At 44.1% G+C, this 17,825-nt stretch carries 18 protein-coding genes; 9 read left to right on the forward strand and 9 right to left on the reverse strand.

From position 1 onward, the window contains the following. Positions 1–56 precede the first annotated feature (56 nt). The 3 genes from CWO13_RS01385 to CWO13_RS01395 all read right to left on the reverse strand — a co-directional run bounded on the left by CWO13_RS01385 (position 57) and on the right by CWO13_RS01395 (position 2,706). Positions 57–1,349 carry a peptidoglycan DD-metalloendopeptidase family protein gene (locus tag CWO13_RS01385; RefSeq protein ID WP_048661114.1) on the reverse strand — a complete coding sequence of 431 codons (1,293 nt, stop codon included), beginning with the start codon at positions 1,347–1,349 and terminating at the stop codon, positions 57–59. Positions 1,350–1,626: 277 nt separating this feature from the next. Further along, on the reverse strand, positions 1,627–1,926 hold the full coding sequence (locus tag CWO13_RS01390) for an isoamylase early set domain-containing protein (RefSeq protein WP_017630092.1): 300 nt from the start codon (positions 1,924–1,926) through the stop codon (positions 1,627–1,629). A 126-nt stretch (positions 1,927–2,052) separates the two neighbouring features. Continuing rightward, a complete protein-coding gene (locus CWO13_RS01395) occupies positions 2,053–2,706 on the reverse strand; it encodes a hypothetical protein (RefSeq protein ID WP_102480734.1) in 654 nt (217 codons plus the stop codon). A gap of 32 nt (positions 2,707–2,738) precedes the next feature. On the opposite strand from CWO13_RS01395, the gene CWO13_RS01400 reads away from it, so the two are divergent. The 4 genes from CWO13_RS01400 to CWO13_RS01415 all read left to right on the forward strand — a co-directional run bounded on the left by CWO13_RS01400 (position 2,739) and on the right by CWO13_RS01415 (position 7,950). Then, positions 2,739–3,221 (forward strand): GFA family protein, encoded by a 483-nt coding sequence (locus tag CWO13_RS01400; RefSeq protein WP_170960871.1) that lies wholly within the window; start codon positions 2,739–2,741, stop codon positions 3,219–3,221. 150 nt (positions 3,222–3,371) lie between these two features. Then, entirely contained in the window at positions 3,372–4,046 is a 675-nt protein-coding gene (locus tag CWO13_RS01405; RefSeq protein WP_107898381.1) for a YoaK family protein, read from the forward strand. Between the two features lie 229 nt (positions 4,047–4,275). After that, complete coding sequence (locus tag CWO13_RS01410) at positions 4,276–5,646, forward strand: YjiH family protein (protein WP_107898380.1); 1,371 nt, start codon at positions 4,276–4,278, stop codon at positions 5,644–5,646. A 432-nt stretch (positions 5,647–6,078) separates the two neighbouring features. Then, entirely contained in the window at positions 6,079–7,950 is a 1,872-nt protein-coding gene (locus tag CWO13_RS01415; protein WP_048661110.1) for a methyl-accepting chemotaxis protein, read from the forward strand. A 112-nt stretch (positions 7,951–8,062) separates the two neighbouring features. On the opposite strand, the gene CWO13_RS01420 is transcribed toward CWO13_RS01415, so the two are convergent. Both CWO13_RS01420 and ppiC read right to left on the reverse strand, forming a co-directional pair. Beyond that, positions 8,063–9,469, reverse strand: a complete 1,407-nt coding sequence (locus CWO13_RS01420) for an alpha-amylase family glycosyl hydrolase (protein ID WP_055319368.1) — start codon at positions 9,467–9,469, stop codon at positions 8,063–8,065. Positions 9,470–9,752: 283 nt separating this feature from the next. Beyond that, the gene (gene ppiC / locus CWO13_RS01425) at positions 9,753–10,034 is read right to left on the reverse strand and encodes a peptidylprolyl isomerase PpiC (RefSeq protein WP_258185064.1); all 282 of its coding nucleotides are present in this window, start codon (positions 10,032–10,034) and stop codon (positions 9,753–9,755) included. A 281-nt stretch (positions 10,035–10,315) separates the two neighbouring features. Between ppiC and CWO13_RS01435 the strand changes: the two genes are divergently transcribed. Beyond that, on the forward strand, positions 10,316–11,230 hold the full coding sequence (locus CWO13_RS01435; RefSeq protein WP_108019493.1) for a chemotaxis protein: 915 nt from the start codon (positions 10,316–10,318) through the stop codon (positions 11,228–11,230). A gap of 92 nt (positions 11,231–11,322) precedes the next feature. Here the strand turns inward: CWO13_RS01435 and CWO13_RS01440 are convergent, their stop codons facing one another. The 4 genes from CWO13_RS01440 to hutW all read right to left on the reverse strand — a co-directional run bounded on the left by CWO13_RS01440 (position 11,323) and on the right by hutW (position 14,684). Beyond that, the gene (locus CWO13_RS01440) at positions 11,323–11,883 is read right to left on the reverse strand and encodes an ATP:cob(I)alamin adenosyltransferase (protein ID WP_108082402.1); all 561 of its coding nucleotides are present in this window, start codon (positions 11,881–11,883) and stop codon (positions 11,323–11,325) included. A gap of 162 nt (positions 11,884–12,045) precedes the next feature. After that, the gene (hutZ, locus tag CWO13_RS01445) at positions 12,046–12,576 is read right to left on the reverse strand and encodes a heme utilization protein HutZ (protein WP_048661102.1); all 531 of its coding nucleotides are present in this window, start codon (positions 12,574–12,576) and stop codon (positions 12,046–12,048) included. A 119-nt stretch (positions 12,577–12,695) separates the two neighbouring features. Next, complete coding sequence (gene hutX / locus CWO13_RS01450) at positions 12,696–13,217, reverse strand: heme utilization cystosolic carrier protein HutX (protein ID WP_108082403.1); 522 nt, start codon at positions 13,215–13,217, stop codon at positions 12,696–12,698. Positions 13,218–13,274: 57 nt separating this feature from the next. Continuing rightward, positions 13,275–14,684, reverse strand: a complete 1,410-nt coding sequence (gene hutW, locus CWO13_RS01455; protein WP_108082404.1) for a heme anaerobic degradation radical SAM methyltransferase ChuW/HutW — start codon at positions 14,682–14,684, stop codon at positions 13,275–13,277. A gap of 161 nt (positions 14,685–14,845) precedes the next feature. Here hutW and CWO13_RS01460 point away from each other — a divergent pair, with 161 nt between their 5' ends. The 4 genes from CWO13_RS01460 to CWO13_RS01475 all read left to right on the forward strand — a co-directional run bounded on the left by CWO13_RS01460 (position 14,846) and on the right by CWO13_RS01475 (position 17,820). Beyond that, the gene (locus CWO13_RS01460) at positions 14,846–15,658 is read left to right on the forward strand and encodes an energy transducer TonB (RefSeq protein ID WP_108019499.1); all 813 of its coding nucleotides are present in this window, start codon (positions 14,846–14,848) and stop codon (positions 15,656–15,658) included. Positions 15,659–15,660: 2 nt separating this feature from the next. Further along, a complete protein-coding gene (locus CWO13_RS01465) occupies positions 15,661–16,362 on the forward strand; it encodes a MotA/TolQ/ExbB proton channel family protein (protein WP_048662370.1) in 702 nt (233 codons plus the stop codon). Continuing rightward, positions 16,359–16,772: an ExbD/TolR family protein gene (locus tag CWO13_RS01470; RefSeq protein ID WP_048662371.1), complete on the forward strand. Its 414-nt coding sequence runs from the start codon at positions 16,359–16,361 to the stop codon at positions 16,770–16,772. The genes CWO13_RS01465 and CWO13_RS01470 overlap by 4 nt, the downstream gene beginning before the upstream one ends. Positions 16,773–16,929: 157 nt before the next feature. Beyond that, positions 16,930–17,820, forward strand: coding sequence for a heme/hemin ABC transporter substrate-binding protein (locus CWO13_RS01475; RefSeq protein ID WP_108082405.1), 891 nt, complete (start codon positions 16,930–16,932; stop codon positions 17,818–17,820). Positions 17,821–17,825 lie beyond the last annotated feature (5 nt).

Below are 17,825 nucleotides of genomic sequence, written 5' to 3' on the forward strand. Positions count from 1 at the left end.
TTAATTAGCTGCTTGATAAATAACAGCCTTATTCAGGGTTATCTCAAAGAGCTTAACTAGCTGTTATTAGGTTGGGCTTCTAAAGCGACCTTTAACAGCTTGTCAGCTTCATCTCTTGCAGCTACAAACGTCGCTTTTTCCTTTTTAGGCACAGAATCTGCCATCGGGATATTTGCTGTCATTGCATTGACAGGACGACCACGTTCAATCAGCTCATAGTGCAAATGCGCGCCTGTCACTCGGCCAGTTTTACCAGACAAACCAATACGCTGCCCACGAGATACCGTTTGCCCTTTACGTACGAGGATTTTACTCAAATGTAAGTAACGTGTTTTGTATGTGCTGCCATGCTGAATTACCACGTAGTTACCAGCATATGGGTGCTTACGCGTCATAATTACTTTACCATCACCCGTTGCTTGAACCGGCGTACCAACTGGCGTCGCGAAATCTGTACCGTTGTGCGGTGAAATTCGGCCTGTCACAGGGTGTAATCGCTTAGGATTAAACTGAGAACTTTGACGCCAACCACTGCTCACTGGGTAACGTTGGAAAGCACGTTGTAAGCTATCGCCATTGGCATCGTAATATTGCCCATCAGTATGTAAGTACGCAGAAACAACGCGGTTACGATTCATGATTTTAATCGCTTCAATTTCACGTTTGCCGGTTGCAACACCATCAACATATTGAGCTTTTTGAAGCACTTCAAACTGATCGCCAGCGCGCAGATCTCGGCTAAAGTTCAACTTGTCTTTAAGAAGCGTCACAATATGGTCAATCTCAAGACTGTTGAGACCAACCTTGTTCGCTGACATCGAAAAACTGCCTTGAATATCACCGACTAAAGGCTTTTGCTTCCATTCACCCGGAATAGAGATGTCTTCGAATTCGTAGCTGCCGTCATCAAGCAGTCGATAAACCACTTTGTCCGCGACGCTAAATTGAAGTTCCATTTTAGAAAGGTCGCTGGTCGCTTCATCACGCCAAAAGCGTAATGTATTACCCGGACGAAGCGTATCTAAAGCAAGGAAGTTCAAATCGGTTTCCATCACGCTCATCATCGATTTATAAGAAAATCCAAGTTGCGTGAAGATGCTACTCAAGTTATCACCAGATTGAATTTGATACTCAAATGTCGGCGGCTCAATAACGGTAACAGAAGAAGGTGACAGAATTGACTCAATAACGGTTGAGTCTGGTAGATCAAGCTCGATCGTTTTCGTCAAATTTGATTGTGAAGATTGCAGAGCAACTCCAATCGCTGCAATAAGCGGCAGTCCTAAAATTGCTACTTTTTTTACAGGTGAAAGCTCGGCAAACGGAGAGGAAAATATTTTTGAATACACGGTAAACAGGTCTTTCTACGATATAAAGGCATAGGATATGCTTTTCAAACGCATAAATCATCAATGCATTGTCATAATATGATGTGAATCTGCCCAATACAACTTAAGTCATTGAGTTGCCGTAGATGTAGTACCATTTAACGAGAAATAAAATTAACCGCTAAATTTGAAAATAAAAAAGCAGAAACGGCTAATTTCTGCTTTCGATAGGTTGGCGTTATTCCGTTTCGACTAATTAATACACGAAGCGAATTAGTTGCTAATTATTATAAAGTGGTTAAGCGTTAACCGTCGACACTAGGCAGTTGTCTTCACCAAATTCATTTGGTATATAACGGTCGGCATTCGAATCGTTTACCCATTGTTGATCGTCAACTAGGTAGCGGAATTGAAACTCGCCATCTTTAGGTAGACGAGTTTTAAACTTGTAAACCTTCCCTTTCGCCAGTTTTTTCATTGGGGTAGCTTTCCAGTCAAGGAAGTCAGCAACAATCGATACAGAGTTCGCTTCTTGAGCTTCTAGCTCGAAGGTCACTTCCACTTCATCTTTCGTCTTAAAAAAACGTTTATTAATCATTCGCAAGCTCCATTTGTAAAAGTAAGCAGACACAAGCATAAAAAAGTGTCTAAATTTCATTCATCTTATTAAGATAATATGTAATTTGGCTCACATAAACAACAAATCCTTGCACAAACGAAAACGCTATTGCTTACCAATTGATTGCGTATCAAAAGAAAAGCTCATCAACACCTTTTCAGAAGGGGCTTCTGCAAAGGATTGTTCCTCAGAATGCTGAGTAAAGCCGATAAAACCTTCCCCTGTGAGTTTTTTCTGTGATTGCGAATGTGGCTGCTGAGTGACATCCAAAGTCTGAATTTGCACGCGATCGCCTAAGAAAAGCTGGTCAACTAACACGACACGGCTTCGTTGCTGATCATGTTTAAACAAACCAAGGTAATAGAATACACCACTGCCTTGGTTAGATATCCACATCGGCGCGACAAAGAAACTCGCTTTGCCCAGCGTGACAGCTGAAAGGTTATTGGTGTCTACCGTTATCACACCGCGCTCAACCCCTGAGTCATAGCGTCCAAACGCGATTGCTCTAGGTTCATCGACTTCATTGATAAAAGCGTAGGCGTTAGTTTCTGGAACTTTAATTGTCCATGGGTTGGTCGTCTTCAAATCAAAAACGTTTTCTACAACTGGGTCATAACTCACTTGAGAAGAAGGAAACTTCGCCAAGATCTCTTCATCACTTAAGCTAAAGCGATAAATACCCGCTACTATCACCACAAACAACATGACAATTGGAATCAGTAGAATCAGAGGAATAGGTAAGATTTTCTTTTTCATGAGCAATTATATTCTTTTGTTTTCATCCAGTTGTGCAGACCATAAAGGGCTTTAGTATAATTATCAATACAGGGTTAACCAGAAGTGGAGCATGGATGGATATCAATCATATTAAAGATAGAAATATCAGAAGTTGCGAATGCCGCTGTGGAGCAGTCAACCTAGTATGCCGAGGCGAACCTCAACGCACCTCTATGTGTCATTGCTATGAGTGTCAGAAACGCACCGGAAGTGTATTCGGTGTTCAGGCTCGGTTTCCAATGGAGCAAATCACACTCAGCGGTGAAGTGACCTCTTTCTCACGCATTAGCGATACAGGTAATGAAGTCACCTATCAGTTTTGCCCCAAGTGTGGCACCACCATGCTTTTGCAGTCGGTTGCCGCCGCCGATTTTTATATCGTCCCGCTCGGATTATTTAAAGAGCAAGACTTCCCACTGCCAAGCTTTTCGGTTTATGAAGAACGCAAACATGGATGGGTTAAGTTCGACCACCAAATGAGCCATTACAACTAGTTCGCTATTGACCGTTATCTTTATATAGCAACAGTATTAGAGCAAACTGCAATACTGTTGCCTAAGATCAAATATCAACGCCCCACAACGCTAGCGTATCTTTTCGCTAGCGTTATAATCTGCTCCTCTTTCTAACCCAGGGTGAACCACATGATTTCTAAGCTACCTCGCTGGGTTGAATACGGCGCCTTACTGTTAGCAGGCCTTGCTGGTAGCGTAAATGCTATTGGGTTACTTGGTTTCCAGCATCAAGCCATTTCCCACATCTCGGGCACCATGTCTTTACTAGGCAGTAGCTTGCTCACACCGACTTCGGCTTCTATTCATCTCCTATTGGTGATCATGAGCTTTATGTTAGGTGCAGCTTTCAGTGGGTTCTTTATTGAAAACCAAGCCCTGAAGCTAGGCCGCCGTTACGGTGTTGCTTTATGTATAGAGGGTGGATTACTGTTCTTGGCGCTGTGGGCACTGTTGCAAGGCTACACTTCAGGCCAGTATTTCGCTTCAGCCGCGTGTGGTCTGCAGAACGCGATGATCACCACTTACAGCGGGGCGATCATTCGAACAACACACATGAGTGGGATCATTACCGATCTTGGGATCATGATTGGCGCTCGCTTAAAAGGAATGCCTTTTGACCGCCGTAAGGCCAAACTGCTGATGTTCATTGTCGTTGGCTTCCTATTTGGCGGCTTAAGTGGCGCTTGTCTGTTCCAACGCTTCGAAATTTTGGCACTGGCCTTCCCTGCCTCTTTCGCCTTCATTATCGCACTTAGCTACTGGTTCTACCTGACTTATCGAACTGAAACTCCAATCAATTTATAAATATCTGGCAATATATCCTCAAACTACGTAACATTCGCAACACTTTATTCTAAACTCTTAATGAGTTGCAGAATAACCAGTGTGAATAGTTAACGATATTTGATGAATAGTATTGCAAGCGCTATCAATACTGGGTAATCTTGCAGCCAGTGAGAAAATACGGATGTTTAGAGAATAAAAACGCCAAGGATGTGGCTTTTTTACATGTAGAAATACGAGAACAATTAACATGTCTAACAACACGAATACTGCTCAACCAGAGAAATCTAAAGGCAGTTTCTGGGTTTTCTTAATCCCATCTCTGATTGGTTTATTCCTTTTCATGGCACCAATCAGCTACCAAGGTGATCTAACGATCCCTGTCGCTATTCTAGCCAAATCAATTCAAGCGGTTTTCGGTGAGTCTCTAGTTGCTATTATCACTGCAATCGTTGCCTTCATGTCTTTAGCTTCCGTTTTAAGCACCATTTTCAAGCCTGCATTCATTACATCGAATTCATTCTTAAACGGTCTTTTCAACCCGTCTCCACTATGGTTGTTAGTTCGTTTAATTGGCGGTGCAGCCGCGTTCATGGCTTTCTTCCAAGTCGGTCCTGAATTTATTTGGGAAGAGAACACTGGTGGCTTAGTTTTAGAAGGGCTACTACCGACTCTATTTTCAGTATTTATTTTTGCTGGCTTACTACTGCCACTGCTGCTTAACTTCGGTTTGTTAGAGCTGTTTGGCACCCTATTAAGTAAAATCATGCGCCCTATCTTCAACCTACCAGGTCGTAGTGCTATCGACTGTATGGCTTCTTGGTTAGGTGATGGCAGCGTTGGTATCCTTCTTACCAGCAAACAGTACGAGAAGAAGTTCTACACTCAGCGTGAAGCTGCAGTTGTTGGTACGACTTTCTCGGCAGTATCGATTACATTTAGCCTTGTGGTAATTGCACAAGTAGAGTTAGAGCACTTGTTCCTACCTTTCTACGCAGCAATCTGCCTGGCGGGTATTGTTGCAGCGGTAATCATCCCTCGTCTTCCACCACTAAGCATGAAGAAAGACACCTTCATTGACGGTAGCAAGCCGCACAAAGACGCTGATGCAATCCCAGCGGGTCACTCAACATTCTCTTGGGGTCTTGAGCTAGCGGTAAACAAAGCATCACAAGTGAAGTCGGCTAAATCTGTATTTGGCGAAGGCGTTCGCAATGCTGTAGATATGGTCTTTGGTGTACTGCCTGTGGTTATGGGTCTAGGTACCATGGCGTTGGTGATTGCGGAATACACTTCTGTATTCTCGTTCCTAGGCCAGCCTTTCATTCCATTCCTAGAGTTACTTGGTGTACCTGAAGCCGTTGCTGCATCGGAGACTATTGTTGTTGGTTTTGCGGATATGTTTATCCCAGCTATCCTTGCAGCTTCTATTGACAACGAGATGACTCGCTTTGTTATTGCAGCAATGTCGGTAACTCAACTAATCTACATGTCCGAAGTAGGCGCTCTACTTCTAGGCAGTAAGATCCCAGTGAACATCTTGGAACTGTTTATTATCTTTATTCTGCGTACGTTAATTACGCTTCCAGTTATCGCTGGTGTAGCTCACCTAATATTCTAAATTAGATGCTACTTATATAAGTAAATAAGCAGAAAGAATTATAAGCCTCACTTTTGTGGGGCTTTTTTTTGTACGGAATACATTCACACGTCAACTCAAAACCTCAGAAATATATAAAGCTGGCATATCACTCGATTTCATATCAATTTTACCCCGGCCTCTTTTAAATCGAGAACTACATACATAAACACAAAATTAATACATTATTAATTTCTTCCACCTCCAGACAGATCAATTCTTCAACCCATTGAACCAAATACTAAAAGTAACCAATATGTGATTTAGTGAATTTTGTATTGTTTAGGTTGTTGTATTTTTGTAGTCTATTTTGTGAAATTACATTCAAGTAAAATTCAATCTAGTCGATATATATAATTACAAAAACACAATTAACTTTAGTCTTCGCAAAGCCTGTAAGAAGGGGAAAACTCAATGAAATTTAGCCATAAGGTGGTTGCTGCATCATCAGCCTTGCTGCTAGTGACAGTATCATTGCTTTCAATACAACAACTTTACACCGTAAGAAGCGCTGTAGAAAACCACGTCAATGCGAGCCTAAAAGAGATGGTCTCCGGCGTTAAAAACACCGTCGAATCAGAGATGAACGCCAAGAAAGCCTTGGCTCAATCGACGACTGAAGTCATCGAGATCAACCCTGAAGATCGCGCTTACGTTAAAGAAATCTTAGAAAAGCCAAAGCTTAAAAACAGCTTCCTAGCGGTTGGTTTTGGTTATGAAGCAAACGGTTTCGTTATTGAGAATGACGATGGTTGGGATGCAGGTCCAGATTACGACCCGCGAATCCGTCCTTGGTACATTGATGCTAAATCCAAAAACAGTTTAGTCGTGACCGCTCCTTACGTGGATGCATCAAGCAAAAAAGTCATCATCTCAGTAGGTACGCCAGTTAAAGACAACGGCCGCTTTACTGCAGGTATGTTCTACGACCTAGAACTGACCAACCTTGCGACCTTAGTCAACCAAGTAAACTTGTTTGACGCGGGTTACCTATTCCTAGTCACTGCTGACGGCACCACGATTGCTCACCCGAATGCGAAAAACAACGGTGAATCGCTTTCAAGCTACATGCCTCAAGCGACTATTCGTGAAGGCTCTCAGGAAATTGAAGTCGATGGTAAAATGTTCTTGGTTAATTTCACGCACATTCCGAGTGAAGATTGGTACATAGGTGCCATCCTTGACGAAGAGATCGCTTACCAAACCGTTGAAGACTTGAAAAACAGCTCAATGATCTATTCATTGATTGCCGTTATTCTTAGCATCATCGCCCTGACTGTTCTGATTCGTGTATTAATGCGTCCACTTGATGCGCTTAACCAAGCAATTCAAGATGTCGCGAGCGGACAAGGCGACCTAACTAAGCGCCTAGATACCAATACCGACCAAGAGTTCTCTGACCTGGCGAAAGGCTTCAACACCTTTACTGAAAACCTGCAAAATCAAATCATTCAATCGAAAGCGATTGGTGTTGAGATTAAGCGTGGCACTGAAATCACCGTTAAAGGTGCAGGCGAATCAGCAAACGCGATGAATACGCAACTACAAGAGCTTGAACAGCTAGCAACCGCAATGAACGAGATGGCGGTTACGGCAACAGAAGTCGCCAATAATGCTCAAGGTGCGGCGGCGGCGGCTCGTGAAGCTGACGAAGCAACGCTAGACGGCACTTCTGTAGTTAGTGACACCACTCAAGCGATTGATAACCTATCTGAGCGCATCGACCAAGCCGTTGCTGAAGTACAAGTACTTGAATCAGCAACAGCAAACATCGAAACGATTCTCAAGGTAATCAATGATATTGCAGACCAAACCAACCTACTGGCATTGAACGCAGCGATAGAAGCGGCTCGTGCTGGTGAATCAGGCCGTGGTTTCGCAGTCGTAGCCGATGAAGTTCGTACACTGGCGCAGCGTACTCAAGAATCGACCACTGAAATCCGCAACATGATTGAGCAGCTCCAAGCAGGTGCAAGTTCGGTATCGAACGCGATGAATCAAAGTAAAGATACCGCAACTGACGCCGTTGAACGCGCTCAGCAAGCCAACTCTTCACTTGACCGCATCCGAGACGCGATTCAACGCATCTCAGATATGAACATTCAGATTGCTTCAGCAGCAGAAGAGCAGAGCTTGGTAGCGGAAGAGATCAATAACAACACAGTTAAGATCAAAGACCTTTCAACACAAGTGTCAAACGCGGCTCAAGAAGCGAACACAGCAATGCAGGTTCAAACGGACAATGTTCGCCAACAAGACGAGCTATTGAACAAGTTTACGGTTTAACCGTCTTACCGTTAAACTAGCACTCTGTTTAGTAACTAATAAACAGCTTCAAATAAAAAGCCCCGCTTACTAATTACCAGTAAGCGGGGCTTCTCTTTCTAGCCTATCCGAGTTAACTCATGACAGGCTTCAATTCGTTCGTCGTCAACATCATGCACTGGTTGGGTTCAACCTTAATTGTTAAGTCCTTACCAACACAGTCGAACACTTTTCCAGACAATAAATCGGTCACTGCACCAGTCCAATTTAATGAGGCTGTTTTGCTTCGTTTCGACTTGTTGATCACCACAATGCCTTTATCACCACGAACAAACACCAGCAAATCATCATTCGCTTCAACCACACGCATCGCTTCGCCATGAACATGGTTATGAAATTGAATCATGTTTTTCATGTAAGGTGCTTGCCAATCGTTAAGCCAACGAGGCTGACCATTCTCATCTAAAATACCACTGGTGCTTAATTCACTGTAAACCAGTGGCACACCGCCATCTCGACCAAGAATGAAAGCATGAGCCAATCGCTCGTCCACTTCCTCCATCACATGCTCCAAAAACACCTCGTTGTTTGGAATATCATGAGTTACTGCAAACGTGATAGCTCGCATGTTCGACAGAGCTTGACCAAAACAGTAAGGGTTAATCAAAGACTTAAAGCTGCCCTGCTCTTCAAATGCTTTGAAGATGGTGTTGAACAACGGGAAATCGTACGCCCCTAAACGAGTGTGTTTAAGGTATGGCTCAAGGAAAAGCTCATACTCTTCTTCTGTCGCACCGCCATCGGTAATGATCTCACCGAAGATGTGCATTTCTTCGCAGATGTCATCAGTCCACACCTTACGTAGGTGTGCTAGTGTCATGTGCTTTGCCGCATCAATGCGAAATCCTTTCACACCAATCGCTTTCAAGGCTTTTAGATACGCTCGCTGTTGCGCAACCACATTATCGTTATCCAACAGCGTTGGCAGGCCAGGATCGCTAGCGCCACCGGTAATACGTCCGTTTTGCACTTCCCAAGTGTCTTTCCAGTTCTTGATACCAAACGCTTCCACGAAGTCGTTTTCATCAAATAAAGGCTTAGAAAGATCACCAAACAAGCGGATCGATTCGTAATAGTCAGCATCTTTTTGATAAGACGTCATGTCTTGCTGGTTGGGGTACGTTAAATCGCCGCGGATGCCCGATTCGTTGGCCATGTGGTTAAACACGACGTCTACATAGGTACGAAGCCCATGTTGCTTTAACGTGTCGACCATCGCTTTAAAATCTTGTGTGTCACCCAACTGATTATCAATCACACGATAGTCTTGCGGCTGATAGCGTTGCCACCATTGAGTACCAGAATCTCGATCGCAGCCTTTAGGACCACGTAATGACTTCATTGCTGGTGAAACTAAAACAGATTTATAACCCAACTCTTGGATCAGTGGGGCGTTCTTCATTACGTCAGCGTAGCACCAGTCAAAGGCATGCAATATGACATCTGTCGCTGGGTTGCTTAACATAGCTGAACTCTCCATGGTGTTCTCCTACCAAACTCGTTTACAGCTTTCTAGATAAATACAAAGGCTAAAAGGCAAAGCTGCATAAATTTCCTTAAGAATGGCATTTATTATATGAGTTACTCATTAAAAACCCTCCTCCTCCCAACGATTAGTCACGGCGGATAGTTAAGGGCGTAGCGCTAATTATCGCATAACGTCTGGGATGAACACTCAACCGTATTGCTTTAAAACGCGCAAAAAAGTCACAAAAAAGGAGCGTATATACGCTCCTTTTATTCAATCTATCACATATTCATTGCTACGTTCTGTAAAGAACCTTAACCACATGCCAACCAAATTTTGTTTTCACAAGGTGTGGTACTAACGTCTCGCCAGAGAAGCAAACCTTATCAAACTGAGGCACCATTTGACCTTTTTTGAACTCGCCTAGGTCGCCGCCCTTTTTACCTGATGGACAGGTTGAATGTTTCTTCGCTAGCGTTTGAAATTTAGCGCCCTTTTTAAGCTGCGTCATGATGTCTTCTGCTAGTTCTTTATGCTTCACCAAAATATGAAGCGCTGCTGCTGTTCTTGCCATGATAATTCTCAGTTTGTTGCTGCCAGTTTACTTTCGACGGTTGCTTTGAACATCGCTAATGAACTGACTGTTGTAAATCTGTTTGCCGCTAACGGCTTATCGACATAAATCCATCGACAGCCAGCGTTTAGCGTGATTTTAACCCAAGAACCGCTATTCTTCACTCTATAAGCGAAAACAACTGCCTTAAAGGCCACTAAAAACCGCATCGCGACTTGCTGCGGCTTCCATTTCCCTTTAAATTAATCCTTATAAATTAAGCGCGTATTAAGTAGGAGCCACTTATGGCCAAACCGATCAGTAAAGCGAGTCAGTCACAGGGAATGTTGATGTTCAAGTTATCCCTCACTCAAAGTTTTGCGATTGGCACGCTTAAGGTCAGAGAGATCGTCCCTTTTCAGCCGATGACTCAGATCCCCTACTCTCATCATCACGTGATTGGTACAGTGACTATCCGCGACCTTACGGTTCCTGTGATTGATATGTCCGCTGCGATTGGCTTCCGTCCGATAACACCCGCTGAATACCAAGATTGCGTACTCATCGTCACCGACTGTTTAAGAACCGTTGTGGCGTTCTTGGTTCGTTCGATTGATAAGATCATTGAATGCGACTGGAAGAGTATTGAATCTCCACCCACCAGTGTGGGTCGCAATGTTTTTGTAACGGGTATTACGCGTTTTGAAGACCGTATTGTACAAATGCTCGACGTGGAACTGCTGCTTTCTAAGATCTACCCAGATTATGAGAATGCACATATCCCTATGCTGACCGATGTAGAAAGAGAGCGTCTCAAAGCGTTGAACATCTTATTGGTAGATGACTCTTTGATTGCGCGTAAACAGTTATCAGATGCCTTAGACAGCATCAACATCCCTTACAGTATTTGTAACAACGGCTTAGATGCCATTGATCTAATGCGACGCCAAGCCAGCGTTGGCAATGCCATTGACCTTCTGGTGAGTGATATCGAGATGCCAGGTTTAGATGGTTATGAGCTTGCGTTTGAAGTGCAGAACGACAGCGCATTGAGTCATGCTTACTGTATTTTGCACACATCATTGTCCAGTGAAATCTGTGTTGACCGTGCCAATCAGGTGGGGGCACATGAAGCGCTTGAGAAGTTTAACGCGGGCGAATTAATCGAAGCCATGTTACGCGGCGCAAAAGTATTAAACGACGCCTCTACGGCTGCTTAGGCTCTGTTTTAGAAGCTAAACCAAGTATCAACTCGTTGTTTAGCTTCTTTGTCTGTTATTTATTCCAACCTGAATGAGAATAGAGCTAACCGTTAGTCTTTATTTTCTGGCATAGACTTTTTCGGCATAGAGTAGCTCTTACTCACAAATTCCACTTCCTCGACTTCATTGACATGATTGGTAAAAGAGGCCAATGCATAGAGAGTGTTCGCCACTAGGTTTGCGTATTTAAAAAGAATCGGGTCTGGCGATTTTTTCCTTTCATGATGTTCAATACTGACCAGCGCTCGCACGACCTTTTTAGCCTGACAGCGACACAAGTGAAGCTCGCTAGACACTCGGTGCCCACCGGGTAAAACAAAGCCTTTAAAACCACCTTCTAGCTGCTCACGGATACGATGATAGTCTTGCTTGAGCTCGACCAATTCAAATTCGGTGATGGCAAGCTTACCGCGCACAGAGCCATTCAAGTGATAGATGTTTGGCTGCAAGCGTTGCAGGATCTCGCGAACCTGAGGCTCTAGCTCTAAAGACAACACCAGCCCAACTCGGCAACAAAGTTCATCCGACAAAATCTCAAAATCACAGATAGGACTGTCTTCATAGATAAATGGGTAACAGAACTCGTCCCAATCTCGACTTACTGGTTTCACGTACCGATCCTTACACATAAATAATCATCAAACGCCAATATACCAAACTCTTTGATTGAGTCTGAGTTTATTAGCTAAAAGACCCGCAGTTTCCCTGCTTGATAATGAGATAGCAAAAAGCCCTCACATTGGAGGGCTCCTGAAGAAGTAGGTTAAACGAGATTACTCGTTAGACACTTTTTTGTGGCCTTCTTGCAGGTGAACGAAATCCACCAAATCGTCGCCTGATACTTGATATGCTTGACCAAAACCTTTCACGAACAGTCCGTTATCTGCTTTAAGGTTGAACAGAGAGAAATCTTGAAGCTGGCTCAAACCATCGATGATCTCGCCGAAACGCTCTTGCATCTGGCCGATAACTTGAGTCCAAAGCTCCGTTTCACGTTCTACAACGCTCGCTTGCGCATCAAACGTTAGACGCTTACGTGCGTAAAGCTGCTTCGAGCTCTCTTCGTCTTCAATCATCATCAAAGACACTTGAGGGTTTGCTTTCAAGTTACGAGCATGACGAGCAATATCAGAAATTAGAACAAAGTAACCTTCTTGGTTCTGAACGAAAGGCGCGTAACTTACGTTCGGGCGACCTTCTTCGTCGACCGTTGCAAGTTGAAGGGTACGGCGCTCTTGGCGAAACTCTTTAATTTCTGGACCTAGGCGACCTTGTAGACGTTCTTGTTTTACTTGCTGTTCCATGGGTAATTCCTTTATTCACTTTCTCTGATTTATTATGTTTGCTCGAGGTTGAGCGATCATTAGCAAACTCAACGACTCTCGAGCATTGATGTCTTATTAACTATTACTGCTGATTCTTTTTAAGCTTGTTCTTTTAGTGCTTTGAAGCGTTCTACTTGGTCAGCAATAAGCTCTCGCTTTTCATTGCGGCCTAAGTAGATCTTGAAAATGTTCTCACCCGTTTCACTGAAGAAACCGAAGTAATGACTTTCACGACCCATGAACGCTTTGCTCACCAAACCGATCTGTTTGATGTTGTCGAGTTTCAGGTGACCATGAAGCTCGCCCTCTTTGCCCATAAGGTTATAGTAACCACGCGCTACTTTGCCTTTCGGGAACGGCGCTTTTACTTCGAAGATTGAGCCGAATGAATGCACAATTGTGGTCACAGGGCCCCAACCCACTAAACCTTCTAGAATTTCTTGAGCACGGCTACCATCTAGCATCACTGCCATGTCGTTTGGAAAAGCAGCAACCACTTCTACCTCTGAAACACCGAGCTTCTCAGCAATCGCTGTAGGAAGCAGTTTTGGCTCTTCTTCTAGAATGCGAGCGACACGTTGTTCTAGAGTTTCTGTCATTTCTAATGTTGTATCTTTCATTGGATATATTTCCGTATAAACAAGTAATTACGTAAGTTTTAGATTAAAAATTCGATATTAAGCGTGCTTCAAGCTTGCATGCGGGTGAACGCCCGAACCTGACGCTTTCGGCGCTGGGTGCATCGCTTGATATTCAGCGTTAAGCACTTGAATCACACTCTGCGCTAGGCTTACCGCCCAAAAGCTGCCAGCAATAGTCAGGCTCAGATAATCTTCCGAAAGCTCAACCAAACCGTTCTTTTCCCAATGCGCGAAAAGAGGTTTTAGGTAGTCGAACGTGTCTTGTCCCATAAAGCTCGGTAGCGTACTTCTTCTAACAACACCAGAATCGAAACCTGCCTTTAATGTTGAGAAGATAGGCTCTAATGAGCTTTGTTTCGTCATCATGGCGATAGGTAATTGACCTTGCTTTATAGACTCCATGTAGCTGTCTAAAGTTCGATGCTGCATCACACCGTGGCCGCCGATGTTGCCACCAGCGCCACAACCAATGGGTAGAACCTCGGCATAAGTTTTCGCTAAGCTGTTGTAAATGCTGCGTTCGCGGTTATCACGAGTCCAGTGGTTTACGCTCAGTTGCTTGACCTTATTTTTTGCCATGAACTCCACACCCGCCAAGTACATACTCGCCTTATCTGGCGTATTCGCAGGCGGTGGGATTTTTCCTTTCTCAACAAGATTAAGCATAGGTGCATTGCCCGCAACAATCAGTTGGTAGAGGTCAATGCCGTGTGCGCCAGTAGACATGTAGTCTTCTAAATCTTGTTGGAACACTTCCATAGATTGGTGTGGTAATCCGTATAGCAAATCAAGAACGATTGGTGCTTGCTCAGTACGGCTTAGTGAACTGATACGTTCTAGCACAACCTCTCGGTCATCTAGGCGTTTAGCACTGCGTCGAACTTGAGTATTGAAACTTTGAATACCGAATGAGAAACGATTGAAGCCACCTTCAAGCGCACGATCAAACATCTCGTCGCCAAATCGATTGATGCGCCCTTCTAAGGTCATTTCCACATCATTGGCGAGTGGGAAGTGTTGGCGGATAGCCTTGCCTAATAACTCGACTTGTTTAGGCGATAAATCGGTTGGGGTTCCCCCGCCGATATAAACAGCATGAAATAATCCAGACTGAGCCCAAGGCGTTTTGGCTTTCTGCTTTAACTCAACCATCAGAGCATCGAAGTACTCATCCACTAATTTTCGGCTTGCAGCATTTTGGAAGAAGTTACAGAACGTACAGCGCACACGGCAGAAAGGAATGTGGATATACAGGCAACGTTTATCCTGTTTTTCCCCTTCGCTTAGCATCAGTTCATCAAAGAGTTCTAACTTCTTACTGGGGTCGACCGGAATTGAACTTCCTCCGGCGTGTGCAGAATGCTTTTTGGCAAACGCAAAACGAAGCGGATCAGGGCTAGAAACACCCAAGATTGATTCGTCAAATTTATAAATATCAAGACTCATATAATCTCTCTAAACACTTACATAGCAAAGCCTGGAAGACTATTCGCTAAAAACTGAGAGAAGCATAGATACACGCAAATGATAATGCAATTGATAATTGATCTTATTTAGATTCTAAGCAATAATCCGATACAGAATTTTGATTTGGTAAAGGATTGACTGTGAACGTTCCTAGATATGTTATTGCAGGCGGAGCATCGTTAGTGATTCATGCAGCGTTGTTGTTTGTCGCTCAAGAATCCAAAGTATTTGCGATGCCTGCAGGTAGCCAATCGAGCACGGTATCGATCAACTTCACTCCTAAGAGCATTCCTTCACAAGCTCAGCAAAAAACAATCACAGAACCTGTTGAACCAGAGCCAGTAAAAGAAACAGTCTCGCAAGCCGAACCTAAACCAGTCGAACCAAAAACGGTTGAGCCAAAGCAAGCTAAGCCAACCCCAAAGAAAAAAGCGCTCACCAATAAGCCTCAGTCAAAGAAAGTTGAGAAAAAAGTAATTGAGAAGAAGGTCGTCGAGAAAAAGCCAGTTCAAAAGAAACCAGTGACTGAGAAAAAGGTAGTTAAGAGAGAACACCCAGAGCTGAAACCAGCCACTCAAGCAGAGAAGTTGGCCGACAAGAAAGTCGATAAGAATATGGACGAGTCTGCCAACCAACCTCAGGAAGTAAACCAAGGCGTATCAAACCAAGAGCCAGTGCTAGTCACTAAGCCTTCTTTTTCTGCACGCCCTACACCGCCGAATTATCCTCGCCAAGCCAGACGTCGTGGCGTTGAAGGTGTTGCAACTTATGAGATCTGGTTAGACGCAGAAGGCAAACAAATTAAACAAGCATTAGTAAATTCATCAGGCGCACTAATGCTCGATAACGCCGCTTTAGACGCCATTAAACAATGGAAATTCTCACCTCATACTGTCAATGGTCGAGCGATTGCTCACCGAGTACAAATACCTGTTCGTTTTAGGTTGGATTAATCATGCAACAAATCAGTTACTTACAAGATCAGCTGGGCTTAATGACTTGGCCTCTTCTTATCTGTTCAGCACTAACAGCAATGATCATCGCAGAGCGTGTATTCCAAGTCATGCTCAGCATTGGTGTGGGCAAACGAGCCATTCGTCGTGAGCTAAACCAAATCTCACCAACCAACAGTAAAGAGATTGAAGCGCTTGCTCAGTCGATTTCAGATAAACGCCCGCTACTGTACAAGGGCGTGTCAATGTTGCTTGCTCACCACTCTTTCTCAAAAGGGTTGCGTGAAGATGCTGCTGGCATTTGGCTACAAGAAAAACGCCACCAGCTTCATGCAGGTTTAAGACTGCTTGGTTTGATCGGCGTGATCAGCCCACTCATCGGCTTGCTTGGCACGGTACTTGGCCTTATTGAAATGTTCAAAGGTGTTGCCGCGACAACAGGCAGCATCACGCCCAATGATTTGGCAGACGGTCTTGGATTAGCAATGAGAACGACTGCCGCAGGCTTGATGATTGCACTTCCTGCTATTTCAGGTGCACAACTATTAGGCCTTTGGGCTGACCGAGTGCTTGCTCAGTTAGAACATACTCTGAACTATGTGAATGTGTGGCTAGAAGGCATGTCGATTCAAACGAATCAATCCGATGATACTCAAGGTAAGCCTGACAACAAAACCTCTATCGGTGATGTGAGCCAAGCATGATTAAAACGCCCTACTCATCGAACACACAGAGCCTGGCTCCTGACTTAACGCCGTTACTCGACATCATTTTTATCGTGATGGTTTTCCTATTGCTTACTGCATCGGTAAAGCTGGAATCGCTAGAAGTTGAGCTGCCAAGCTCGGATGTCAAAAACGTTTCTGAAGTCCACAAAGATTCGATTAGTGTCAATATTTTAGACCACGAACCCTACTGGGCGATTAACGGCCAAGAGTACATCGACTGGGAAAATTTCAAGATAGCCTTGTTAGAAGAGACAGGTTCTGCGGATAAAAAGCCGATCATCATTGGCGCAGATAAAGCTGCCAACGTGGAGAACCTAGTGAAGTTGCTTTCATTCCTTCAAGAGAACGGAATACCAGCGACTCAATTGCTCACTGACGATGGCTAGAACAACTCTCTATTTTCATGAGGTTAGGCTCTAGTTACTAAGACCAAATAGCCAGAGCTAAACCTCTCTATAGATTCGAACTCACAATGCGAACGGACTTCTCACTGAGTATCTTCGCAATTACTCTCCATCACAAGAAAGTATAAAGATAAATATTATGAACAACTTAAACGTGCTCAATAAATTAAAGATCAAGACACACCTTCTTTCAGTGGCCGCAATGAGCTTAGCACTTAGCGCACCAACCGCAATGGCCAACGACACTGAACAACCTCGAATCATCAGTGCAGGCAGTGCCGTTACTGAGTTGGTTTTGGCATTGGGTGCTGAAGAGCAGCTAGTCGCGATAGATGTAACCAGCCACTTTCCTCAGTCTGAAAACCTACCAAAGATTGGCTACCACAGAAACCTGTCTGCGGAAGGTTTACTTGCCCTAGAGCCAACCACACTGATTGGTTCTGATGAAATGGGACCAGACAACGCGATCTCTCAATTAAAATCGGCAGGCGTTGATGTCGAGATTGTGAATACTGAAGCAAACGTTGAAGGGCTGTTAAAGCGTATCGACCAAATCGCCAAGATTACCCATACCGAAGAACAGTCACAGCAAGTTAAAGCTGAAGTAAATCAGAAGATTGCTGCACTGAAAGCGAACCAAGTATCAAGCAACGAAACGAAGAAGGTGCTTTTCCTGTTGTTGCATGAAGGTCGCCCTGCGAACGTTGCCGGTGGTGAGACTTCGCCAAACGCAATCATCGAGTTAGCTGGTGGTATCAACCCTGCCGCTCAGAGCCTAACGTCTTACAAGCCACTTTCAATGGAATCACTGGTAGAAATGCAGCCAGATGTGATCTTAGTCAGTGGTCGTAGCTACCAAAAAATGGGCGGCGCGGATGTCATCCTTAAATCATTACCTATGTTAGCGGCGACTCCAGCAGGCATGAACAAGCAAATCATTACCGTAAATGGCAGTGCTTTGGTTGGCGGACTTGGTCTGGAAAGCCTCTCAGAAGCTAAGCGATTAAACGCACTTATCTATCCGCTATAACTCGA

The organism is Vibrio sp. ZF 223 (assembly GCF_003050585.1).
GTDB classification, from domain to species: Bacteria; Pseudomonadota; Gammaproteobacteria; order Enterobacterales; family Vibrionaceae; genus Vibrio; species Vibrio crassostreae.